This is a genomic window from Frankia sp. CcCS3, from assembly GCF_977927575.1.
In genome coordinates this window covers 20752-23765 of sequence record NZ_CDWRCL010000039.1, presented here as the reverse complement: position 1 = coordinate 23765, position 3014 = coordinate 20752, and the positions used below count along the sequence as shown (strand labels likewise).

3 protein-coding genes are annotated in these 3014 nt (G+C 70.2%); all 3 read right to left on the bottom strand.

Features of this window, described 5'->3' with window-relative positions; translation table 11 throughout:
• On the bottom strand, positions 1-759 hold a 759-nt coding region (locus AC08OQ_RS06045; protein WP_476611938.1), incomplete at its 3' end, for an MFS transporter.
• A 273-nt stretch (positions 760-1032) separates the two neighbouring features.
• Complete coding sequence (locus AC08OQ_RS06040; protein ID WP_462188499.1) at positions 1033-1974, bottom strand: ribose-phosphate diphosphokinase; 942 nt, start codon at positions 1972-1974, stop codon at positions 1033-1035.
• 131 nt (positions 1975-2105) lie between these two features.
• On the bottom strand, positions 2106-3014 hold a 909-nt coding region (locus AC08OQ_RS06035), incomplete at its 5' end, for an ABC transporter permease (RefSeq protein WP_476611937.1).

Genomic DNA, 3014 nt, shown 5'->3' with positions numbered 1-3014 from the left:
GGCCCTAGCGTCTCGGCGCACCGCGGGCACCCGTCCCGCCTCGGCCAGACCCGTCCGCCACACCGCCGCGAAGCCCCGGCCGGTCCCCGCATCGCCGTTCCGATCGCCGCCGTTCCGATCGCCGGGCCGGCCGCTACCAGTCTCGCCGCGCTCCCCGGCCCTTGCGGCCCGCGCCGTCCTCCCGCTTCTTCCGTCAGGGCCGAACTCACCGCCACCAGAATGATCATCTTTGCGGTGATCAGGGCCGTCCAAGTAGTCGGGGCCGTCGAGGTGTCCCCGGGAGTCGGGTAGCGACGCCCCGAGCGGTACCCCAAGCAGGACCACGGCGACGCTGGCGATTCCCACAGCTCGGTAACCACCGATAGCGATGACGGGGGACGCGAGCCCGGTAGCGACGAGGACAGCGGCCGAGGCGAAGGATCGCGACCGGCCAATCAGCCTGGGACAGGCGGCGACCGCGTCCAGCCGGGTCAGTTCGGTGTAGACGACAGCCTGGAGCGTGCCCGACCGTAGTGCGCTGCCCGCCCCCCAGAACACGAACCCGGCGGCAAACGCCGCAAAGCATGGCTTAAACGTCCACAGCGCGAAACCGAGTGCCGCCAGCGCCGGACCAATCATCAACAGCAGCCGTCGAGAGACCGTATCCGCCCACAGCCCGGAGGGGATCTCCAGGAGGGAGGACGTCACCGACCACACGATGAACAGCGCGGAAATCTCCGCCGGCGACAACCCGGCGTCGACGAACAACAGCGGGTACACCGGGTAGAGCAGGACGAGCTCGTCGCAGAACGCGTAGGCGTACAGCCGGCGCGCGAGCCCGGACTCAGGTGCGGATCAACATCGCCAGGCCATACTTCCCAGCCTAGCGCCGCAGCCGCGAAGTGGGCTACCCCGTTGCGTAGCCGGAGGCCGGCGAATTTGGGGGACCTGAGGACGGTCTGCGGGCCCTGGACCGTGCCTTGCTCCCCATAACGTGGCCGCCGCGCGATCAGGCGGACCCGTGTCCGGGACCCGGCCAGGTCGACGCGACGGTCAGGCGTCGAAGAGATCGCTGACGGACTCGCCGTTGTGGATGCGGCGGATGGCCTCGGCGAGTGCCGGGGCAACCGTGAGGATCTTCAGCTTCGGCACCCGGTCCCCCGCCGGAATCGGCACCGTGTTCGTGCACACGATCTCGGCGACCTCGGGCTGGTCGCCGATGCGCTTAAGCGCACCCGCCGCGAACAGCCCGTGCGTGCACGCCACCCGCACCGACCGCACGTTCAGCTCACGCAGCCGCTCGAGCAGCTCGAGCACGGTGCTGCCCTTGGCGATCTCGTCGTCGAACACGATGACGTCCCGGCCGGCCACGTCACCGATGACCGTGCTGATGCTGACCCGGTCGTCGGCGAAACGCTGCTTGGCCCCCGCCGCCACCCGCACCCCGAGCATCCGGGCGAACGCCGCCGCTTCCTTGGCGTTGCCGAGGTCCGGGGAGACCACCGTCGTGTTCGACAGCTCGTAGCGGCGGAAATGCGCGGCGAGTTCCCGCAATGCATGCAGATGATCCACCGGCACGCTGAAGAAACCGTGGACCTGCGGCGAGTGCAGGGTCATCGCGAGGACGCGGTTCGCACCCGCGGTGACGAGCAGGTCCGCGACCAGCCGCCCGCCGATCGAGATCCGCGGCGCGTCCTTCTTGTCCGAGCGGGCGTAGGCATAGTGCGGCAGCACGACCGTCGTGCGCGCCGCCGACGCCCCGCGCGCCGCGTCCAGCATCAGCAGCAGCTCGACGAGGTTCTCCTGCACCGGTGCGACCAGCGGCTGGATGAGGAACACGTCGCGTTCCCGGCAGTTCGCGGGAAGCTGGACCTCCAGGCAGTCGTTGGCGAAACGCTGCACCCGCACCCGATGCAGCGGCACGTCGAGGTGTGTGCAGATCTCCTCGGCGAGACTCGGATGGGCACTGCCGCTGAAGACGGCGATGTCTCGCACGAACCGCTCCTTGTTCCCTGTTCTCGGTGTCCCCGGGGTCTCTGTGTGTCCCCCGGGTCCCGGCGTGTCCGGTGTCCCGGTCGATGTCCGATGGACCCGCCCGTCCCGGATGGTACCGACCAGACGCCGAGTCATGCCGAGGTCCCTAGCGCCTCCCGGATCGGCACCCGAGTCCCGCCGCGCTTCACCGCATTGCCGTACACCCGCCCGGCCAGCCAGACCAGGGCCCCGATCAGCGCGAGCGTCAGCGCCATCGCGACCACCACCTGCCACCCCGCCACGCTGCCGATCCCGATCACCATCGGCATCAGGACCGGCGCGAACAGCGGAATCATCGCCAGCGCCAGGATGAGGCCGCTGTCCGGCGACCCCGGAAGCACCGAGATGCCCAGCACGTACGGGACGATGATCAATAAGATCATCGGCGCCGTGACCCCGCCGGCGTCCTCCTGCCGGGACACCAGCGCCCCGGCGGCCGCGAACAGCAGCGCATACACGGCGAACCCGAGCAGGTACCACAGCAGCGCCAGCGCGACCGATCCGATCGCGATCCCGGCCGGGATGTCGAGCTGCCCGGTCGCCAGGCCCAACGACACGCCGATCACCCCGATCAGCGTCAACTGACCGAGAGCCACGGCGCCGATCCCGATAACCTTGCCGGCCATCAGCTGCCACGGGCGCACCGTCGCCAGCAGCAGCTCCACCACCCGGCTGGTCTTCTCCTCGATCACCCCCTGCGCCACGGCCGGGCCGAAGATCAGCAGAGACAGGTAAATCAGCCCGCCGGAGAGCAGGCCGAGCAGCAGCCGGGCCCCGTCCCGTTCCGAGGCCGGCCGCAGGGCGCTGACCTGGACCGTGGCCGCGGACACGGCTCGCCCCACGACGGCCGGATCACCACCGAGCCCCACGACCTGGCGCTCGAGCGCGACCTGCCGGGCGGCGAGACTCAACACCGACGCCAGCCGGTCGCCGAGCTCCTTCTTGACGACCACCCGGTAGACGGCGTTCCCCGCCGCGCCAGAGGCCACAACCACGCGGAC